Genomic DNA, 8,795 nt, shown 5'->3' on the forward strand with positions numbered 1-8,795 from the left:
ACATCTAGTAGCAAACAAGAAAGTGGTTCATCATCAACAGGAAACGGTCAAAACGAATCTCAACAACCGAGTCAAGAATCTAATAATCAAGAAGGTGCTACAAGTACAGGTACAACTTCAACATCTAATAGCGAAGGAAGTAGTTCAACAGAACAACCATCACCATCAACAACTTCAACTGAAACTCAACCAGGTTCTAATAATTTAACTTCTCCTACAGAACCAACAACTGAAGCTGCTGCATAATTTAAAACATAAAAAAATAAAAGTTGTTAATTGCTAAAAATTACTAATATTTACACTAAAAAACACTATTTATTTGTATAGACAAGATTACACAAAAACACAATAAAATTTATTTTATTTTTCATTATGTTTTTATGTGTTATTATTAATATGTTTTCTTTTTTAGGGAAACATATTTTTTTTATCTTTTATAAGGAGATTTTGATGCAAAAAACAATATTACATCTAAGAAATATTTCTAAATCTTATGATGATGGTTTTACTGCTGTTAATAATTTTGATTTAGAAATTAAAAAGGGTGAATTTGTTACACTTTTAGGACCAAGTGGTTGTGGAAAAACGACCGTCCTTAAAATGATTGCAGGTTTTGAACAACCTACACATGGAAAAATTTTGTACAACGGTATTGACATTAAAGATATGCCAATTCGTATGCGACCAACTTCCACAGTCTTCCAAGACTACGCTCTTTTTCCGAATATGACTGTTGCTCAAAATATTAAATACGGTATTCGCTTGATGCGCAAACCAAAAGAGAATATCGATCCAAAAATATATGAGGCCGCTGAAAGAGTTTATCAATTAGCAAAGAAAAAAAGTCAAACAAAAATCAAAGAAATTGAAGTGAAAAAAAATAATCTTTGAAATGAGATTAAAAAACTAGAAGCTTTTTATGAAACTGATGAGTTTCTAAAAGAAATTAAGACGATGCGGAAAAGTCAATATTTAGCATCGATGGATGAGTTAAAAAATAAACGACACTCCATTATTACTAATAACTCTACTAATCAAAATGCTTTGCTAAACGAAGTAGATAAAGAAATTAACAAATTAAAAGTTAATTATCAAAAGAAAACAAAAATTGATCAAAAATATGACCGATTAACATTTAAATACAATGATTTAGATTACTGAAATTCATATTGACAAATTTATCCATCTAACAAAAAAGAAGAGTTTGAAAATAAGAATATTACTCGTTTATTAACCAAAGAGGAAATTAACGAAAAAGCAAAACGAATCATTCATTTAGTTGGGCTTTCTGATAAAGTAAATAATTTCCCATCTGAACTTTCTGGTGGAATGCAACAAAGAGTTGCGTTAGCGCGTTCAATTGTTATTGAACCTGAAATTATTTTATTAGACGAACCTTTAAGTGCTTTAGATGCGAAAGTGCGTCAGCAACTGCAAAATGAGTTGAAAAAACTTCATGAAACACTAGGAATTACTTTTATCTTAGTAACTCACGACCAAGAAGAAGCTTTATCTCTATCTGACAAAGTAGTTGTGATGTCTAATGGTCAAATTGAACAAGTTGGAACTCCAAGTGATATTTATGACTCGCCAAATTCGCTATGAACAGCAAATTTTGTCGGACGAGCAAACATTTTTGAAGGAATATATAAAACTAAAGGCGAAGTTGTTTTTGATGATATTTCATCAACAACAGATGTAATTAATGGTTTTAAAGAAAATGAAGATGTATACATTATGATTCGTCCAGAAGACTTTGATGTAGTCGATAAAAACAAAGGAAGTATCAATGCAACAATTGAATCGGTTCTTTACAAAGGACTGATGTGGGATATTAAATGTAATTACCAAGGCAAGCTTATTAATGTTGAGGGAATTAATGAAGTTAAAGTTGGTGATGAGGTTGGTTTAGATTGGGATGATATTGATGTTCATGTAATTAAAAAGGGAGTGAATGATGAAACAACAATTAGCAAATAAACAAAAGTTATTTAGTTGAAAAAAAGTTAAACCCACCAAAGGTTTGGTTTTAGCGATTCCTTATTTTTTGTTAACTATTTTTTTGTTTATTATCCCTTTGATTGTGGTTTTAATTAGTTCCTTCAAGACAACAAATGATCCAAATGTTGGACAAATTACAGTCGCTGATAACTGGGATGTTTTAACACCGACAATTGGGTTAAAAATTTGAAACACAATTTGAATTAGTTTTATCTCTACATTTATTGGGTTACTTATTGCACTTCCATTTACATATTTTTTAGCAAAAACAAAAAATATTGTGCTGCGCGCAATTGCAATTGCATTGATTACTGCACCAATTTGAATGTCAATGTTAATTAAGTTAATCGGAATTAAAACATTTTTAGATGTGGTACACGGACATAATAATTCAACGTATGGTCATTTCTATACAATTATTGGTCACGTGTTTATTTATATGCCGTTTATGCTTTTACCTTTATATACTGCACTATCGCATATGCCAAAAAACCTTGAACAAGCGAGTTATGATTTAGGAAGAGGACATATTTATACATTCTTTCATGTAACAATTCCGTATATTAAAAATGCTTTGATTTCAGGGACAAGTGTTATGTTTTTATCTTGTTTAACATCAGTTGTTATCTCTGGATTTATGAATATGTCAAATGACTCTGATTTGATTGGTGGAATTATTTTAATTACAGGGGAAAATGGGACTTCAAACCCTGCTCAATTAAGTCGAGCTGCAACATTAACTTTACTCATTAGTGTGATTATTCTTGCGTTATATGTTACGTTAGTAATTTTTCCTCGTTTGGTAATGAAACTTGTAAAACGTTCATCAATTAAGAAAGGGCAACTATAAAATGGGGTATCATTTTGTCCAAAATGGTCAAAAAGTTGATCAAACAAAGTTAGTTAACATTCAAAAAACTAACAATTTACTAGCTAAAAGAATAGGAAATAATAAATTAACAAACGAAGATAAACAAATATTTGAGCAGGTTGTTGGCTATAAAAATATTAATAAAACTCAGTCGCTGGCAAGTTGGTTTCGTCGTTTCTACATTTTTATTGTTCTTGCTGTTATTTATATCCCTTTATTGATGATTATTTTTTTGGCATTTACTGAACCGTCAATTAAAGGAAATATTACAACTGCCTTTCAATGAAACGCAGGAGAAAATTTTTTGGAATTAGGGAGTACACAGTTTACGACTGCGTTGCTAAACACAATCATAATTTCTGCAATTGTGATTCCGATTTCAATTTTTTTGGGTTTAATTACAACTTTTGGGATTTGACACGCCCGTTCAATTTATAAAAAAACGGTATTAAATACTTCTAAAACAAATATTGCAGTTCCTGATATTATTACAGGTATTTCGTTAGCTTTGTTATTCACAGCAACATTTTTACCATTGGGATTGAATTTTGGTTTTGGATCAATTGTATTAGCACACATCTCATATTGTACACCATATGCTATTATGATTTTTTACCCCCGAATGATGAAGATGAATAAGAACTTAATTCTGGCATCTTATGATTTGGGATACACAAAAATTAAGACGTTTTTTAAGGTAGTTATTCCCCATCTTTTGCCTTCATTAGCTTCAGCGATTATTGTAGTTTTCGCTATTACATTTGATGACTATGCGATTACTCGTTTAGTTGGTGGAAAGGTAAATACAATTTCTACGGAAATTTACCAAATGGCTAAGGGTATTAAATCCTGAGCAATTGCTTTTGGTGCCCTAATGATCATGGTAACTATTTTAATAGTAGCGATTATCGGAATCTATCAATTTTCAAAGGCAATCCAAAAGAAAAGAATTATGAATCAGAAACGTTTATTAGTGTGAAAAAAACAGGAGTAAACGATGTCAAAAAAATGAATTAAAAGAAGCTTGTTACTTGGGGGAATAACAGGTTTAGTTGTTCCATTAACAACAGCGTGTGCTGTAGGGACAAATAAATTTGTAGTAGGAAATTATGATGCATATATTTCACCCAAAGTATCAGATGAATTACAAACAAATTTCAAAACTAATCACAATAACTTTTTAAGTTATTTATATTATTCTAATAACGAAGTTGTTGAGGGCTATCTAAAAGCAAAATCACTTGATATTGCTGTAATTTCGCAATACACAGTTGCAAAATTAGCGAAACGTGGTGTTATTAAAAAACTGGATTGATCAAAATTTGATTTGCACGATAAAGATGGACAACTTATTACTTCAAGTAAACAATTAAAATCCATTTTTAGTGATACTACATGGTTATTATCGCAGGCATATAGTGATTACTTAGGGGATTTAGACGGAGATAATGAAAAGGAACAATTACTTGATTATATGGTTCCGTATTTTTATCAAGACTTAATTTTTGGCTACCGTGGTCAAGTGATTGAAAAATTAAAACCCGAAAATAACCCAACCTGATCTGATATTTTTTGGGCAATGCAAAATGATTCTCGCTTTAATCCTAATAAAAAAGTCGACCTTTATACACGGGATGAAGAAACTGTTTCAACTAACAAAAATCTTGCCCGCTTAACGTTTATTAGTGATCCAAGAACGATTTATGACTTAGCACGGATTATTGAAACTTCGGAAAATTTAAGTGAACAAGATTATAAAGATCTTGTCAAATGACAAACTTGAATTAATTTAGAAAAAACCAAAGAAAATCCTGATTTAGCAAAAATTCTAAAATGGGAAGAGTTGTATAGAGAAAAAGCCCCGCGTGTACATATTCAAAATAATGCAAAAATTAAAGATATTGAGAAAACGTTTAATTATCTTCTACGATATACAAAGGACTTACCACATAATACTGTACGTTTTGATCCCAATTCAAACAATGTTTTAAACAATCTGGCCACATTAGAAACGGTTGGAGTAATTGGTTATAATGGAGATATTTCATTTGCTCTTAATGGTGGAGAATACGCTGATGTACCACAATATAAAAACAAAATTCCAACAACCGAAGATTTCCATTTTGTACGTCCAAAGTATACTCTAAATGTAATGGATGGATTTGTGATCAATGCGTTAGTAGACGAAGAACATATTGAAGGAGCATATGATTATATTAAGCAACTAATATTTCAAGGAATTAATGACGTTGAAAATGATGGTGTTTTACGTTGAGGGTTAAAAATTCATAAAGGGATGAATGATCAAGATATCGAAAAATACGAAACAACAAATCTTGATGACGAAGAAGAGGGCGATGTATTGAGTGATCAAGGTTATTTATATGCACCAATGCAAAATTTTGATTATGTGAACTATACCCCAACTTTGCGTGCAATTTATGATAATGTCCTTGATGAATCGGAAGGCTATTTAGGGAACGATGCTTTTCAGATTGATTTAATCAAGGAACGTTTAGCAAATCAAGCAAATAGTAATTTCTTAGAAAACGAATATTTTGGGATTAATTCAAATTATGCAACTAAAAGAGAACGTCAAAACAAGCATATTTTATTTGATGAACTAGCTAATGTAATTTATGCATTATTTGAAAAAAATAAAAAAGAAGATGGAAATTTTGATTTTGATGTTAATTTTTTGGATGAAGAAATTAGTATTGAAGAAAAAGAACCAGTTATTGTCTTCGAAAGTCTTAAAAACGCCTTATTAACTGCTGGGCTAATCAATTCTAATATTGATGATCAAGAATTAAAAAGAATTTTAGCAACTAAACTTACTAATCTATATGATGGGTTAGCAGATGAGATTGCAGAAAAAATTGCGTTAAACAACATTAATCGTGAAATTTTTAAAGTTGTTTATAATTTATCAACACTTGAAAGACCAATTAATGATTTAACGTTATCAAACATTATCATCGCATATGATGATTACCGAGCAAAAAATTAGGAAAATTTAAAAAGTTTAGTGGTGTTACACTAAACTTTTTTATATTCCTTTATAATTAAATAATGTTAGAAGGTTAATTATTATGACATACAGCTATACAATCGAACAAAAACAGAAAGTTTTAAATTTTATTACAAAACACTTTGGAACCCCTTATAAAATCATAAGTTTAAATTCATTTAATCGTGGAATCCCGATTGACTATGATTTGATTTTAGTTAAAACAGAATCGACGTATTTATTAATGACTATTGGGTTAGGGGCGTTTGATTCGCACAACCATATCGAACAAACTAATGAGCGATCAGAAATTTATCTGGAACTATCATTAGATTTAGATTTAAATAATCCACAAAACTACTGAATTATTAATTTTATAATGAATATTGCAAAGTATTCTTACGAACAACATTTAACTTTAAAATGATTACAAGTATTTATTAATCCTAATTATTTTGCTCATTCCAATAAAGTGGCGGGCTATTTAGATTTACCGTGAAACAAGGTGGATGCAAATGATTTTCAATTAAAAAATGATTTTATTATTTCGTTTTACCAGGTTGTTATCATTTGCGATGATGAATTGTTTTATGGAAAGGAAAATGGTTTTAAACAACTTGCAGAATTCTTTGAAAACGACAATAGCCGTGTTGTTAATTTAACAAGAAAGTCTTTAGTTAAAAAATAGTATGAAAAATAGCACCAAGATGATCGATAAAATGCCTCATTTGGTGTTTTTAGATATAGAAGCAACAGGACAAAGAAATGCAGATATCATTCAGATTAGTGGAATTAAATTGGATTTGATAACACACAGGAAGAAAGAATTTAACCAGAAGTATTATTCTTCACAACCAATTCCATCCCGAGTCCAATATTTATTGAATTTTAAAAAGAATTTTAAAAATTTTGATAAATATCCTTTGATGAACAAGACTGAAGCACAAAAAATTTATGATTTTTTGTTAAATAGTGTTATCGTTGTTTACGGAAATTTTGATGAGGTTTTATTGCGGAATTTATTCACAAAATATAATTTAGATCACACTAAATTGGTTTATTTTGATATTTCACTTTTATTTATTAACCATCATAAAACAACCTTTAATTTAAATAGTTTGGCACGGATTTTAAAAATTAATTTTTCAGAATATAATACCCACTCAGCACAGTATGATGCATGATTGTTAGAAAATGTTTTTTTTACTTTATTGCAGCTACCAGATCGACATTGATCAGATCTTGAACAATTAGGATTGTTTTATCCTAAGCGATCTGAAGTTTTTTATGTTTTTGACCAAAATGCATGAAACGATCGTAAAAAACCAACCAATAAAGCGATCCTAATTACTGATTTTGATGTTCACAAAAAAATTAATTATGTTATCTATGATTGTATAAAACAAGGAATTATTAAACGAGGACATATTAATTTAACTCAGAAACAAACCGCCCGTATTCATCTAGAAATGATGCTTAAAGACCTAAAACGTTTTCCTTTATATACAGATCATCGTTTTAGCGTTCGTAAATGACACCAATTGCTCAACGAATACAAACTTCCTCGTCAGGAGGTTAAATACATTAATTTAACTTATTTAAAAAAAGATTATCCGTACTGAGATTCGTGACAACTAATTCAAAAAATCGGCCACTATTTTTATAACCACCAAATCAATGGAACAAAGGAATACTGAATTACATGTTAAAAGAAATCAAAATAACTGCAAACGAAGCTAACCAACGACTTGATCGTTTTTTACTAAAGGTCTTTAAAAATGTTACTCGAATGAATATATATAAGATGATTCGAACAAAAGATGTTAAAGTAAATGGAAAAAAGGCCAATATTGAGTATAAATTAGTTGTCGGTGATAGTGTTCAGGTTTTTATGCATGCAAACACACTTGAAGAAAATCGTAATCTAGATTTTTTAAAAGCAAACGATGATCTAGACATTATTTATGAGGATAAAAATATTCTTGTTTTGCACAAACCTGTTGGCCTAATTGTTTATGAGGATATTAATCAACAAGATGATACATTAACAAAGAGAGTCAAAAAGTATCTCGCTCGAACAAAACAATACAATCCTTTTGATACATCTTCTTTCACTCCTAGTTTGTGTCATCGATTGGATCTAAATACATCAGGTTTAATAGTGGCCGCAAAAAACGCAACAGCATTGCGAAATATTACTGCAATGTTTAAAAACAATGATGTGGTTCGTAAATACCAATGTTTAACGTACAACAAACATCCTAAAAATCAAGATGTAGTACAAAATTTTATGTATAAGCGACCAGATGATAATTTAATGGTTGTACAAGATTTTAAAACTAAAGACAATAAGACGGCAATTACAAAGTATAAATTTATTAAGCAATTTGGGTCGTATTATTTGTATGACGTTGAACTATTAACAGGAAGAACACATCAGATTCGTGCAGTTATGAACTATTTAGGTATGCCTTTAGTTGGGGAAACCAGATATATTGGCAAACAAATTAACAAGGACTATAATTACAAAAATCAATGTTTGGTTTCCTATTATATAAGGTTTAAGGATTTAAGCAATTATGAATCTGAAATGCACTATTTATCTAATAAAGAATTTAATCTTAAAAAAATTTGATTTTTAGGTTAAATTCTTTTTCTTTTTAATGTATAATATTTATTAGTGTTTTTTAAAAAGTCAAACACAATAAAAAAATAATAAAATTTTTTAAAAAAGTATTGACAAATTACTTTTAAAAGCACTATAATATTATGGTGTGCTTAACAAGAAGCACAGCAAAATGATCTTTGAAAACTAAATAGAATCCGTCAATTTTTAAGAGTTTGATCCTGGCTCAGGATTAACGCTGGCGGCATGCCTAATACATGCAAATCGAACGAGGTTAGTTTACTAAC

Annotated in this window: 7 protein-coding genes, 1 rRNA gene and 1 pseudogene; all 9 read left to right on the plus strand. The window is 29.6% G+C overall.

Annotated features, from left to right (window positions below; genetic code table 4):
* Window positions 1–246 (plus strand): annotated as a pseudogene (locus OF377_RS03200) (hypothetical protein); the annotation flags it as partial.
* Between the two features lie 204 nt (window positions 247–450).
* Window positions 451–1,980 carry an ABC transporter ATP-binding protein gene (locus tag OF377_RS03205; protein ID WP_263836445.1) on the plus strand — a complete coding sequence of 510 codons (1,530 nt, stop codon included), beginning with the start codon at window positions 451–453 and terminating at the stop codon, window positions 1,978–1,980.
* Window positions 1,958–2,851: an ABC transporter permease gene (locus tag OF377_RS03210; RefSeq protein WP_263836446.1), complete on the plus strand. Its 894-nt coding sequence runs from the start codon at window positions 1,958–1,960 to the stop codon at window positions 2,849–2,851. The genes OF377_RS03205 and OF377_RS03210 overlap by 23 nt, the downstream gene beginning before the upstream one ends.
* 1 nt (window position 2,852) lies before the next feature.
* Entirely contained in the window at window positions 2,853–3,866 is a 1,014-nt protein-coding gene (locus OF377_RS03215; protein WP_263836447.1) for an ABC transporter permease, read from the plus strand.
* Between the two features lie 3 nt (window positions 3,867–3,869).
* Window positions 3,870–5,882 carry a hypothetical protein gene (locus OF377_RS03220; protein ID WP_263836448.1) on the plus strand — a complete coding sequence of 671 codons (2,013 nt, stop codon included), beginning with the start codon at window positions 3,870–3,872 and terminating at the stop codon, window positions 5,880–5,882.
* A gap of 82 nt (window positions 5,883–5,964) precedes the next feature.
* The gene (locus OF377_RS03225; RefSeq protein WP_263836449.1) at window positions 5,965–6,570 is read left to right on the plus strand and encodes a suppressor of fused domain protein; all 606 of its coding nucleotides are present in this window, start codon (window positions 5,965–5,967) and stop codon (window positions 6,568–6,570) included.
* Between the two features lies 1 nt (window position 6,571).
* Window positions 6,572–7,591 (plus strand): hypothetical protein, encoded by a 1,020-nt coding sequence (locus OF377_RS03230; protein ID WP_263836450.1) that lies wholly within the window; start codon window positions 6,572–6,574, stop codon window positions 7,589–7,591.
* Entirely contained in the window at window positions 7,585–8,529 is a 945-nt protein-coding gene (locus OF377_RS03235; protein ID WP_263836451.1) for an RluA family pseudouridine synthase, read from the plus strand. Before OF377_RS03230 ends, OF377_RS03235 begins: the two co-directional genes overlap by 7 nt.
* Before the next feature lie 182 nt (window positions 8,530–8,711).
* Window positions 8,712–8,795 (plus strand): 16S ribosomal RNA (locus OF377_RS03240); the annotation flags it as partial.

Origin of the sequence: Ureaplasma sp. ES3154-GEN, assembly GCF_025780075.1 — a bacterium.
GTDB lineage: Bacteria > Bacillota_I > Bacilli_A > Mycoplasmatales > Mycoplasmoidaceae > Ureaplasma.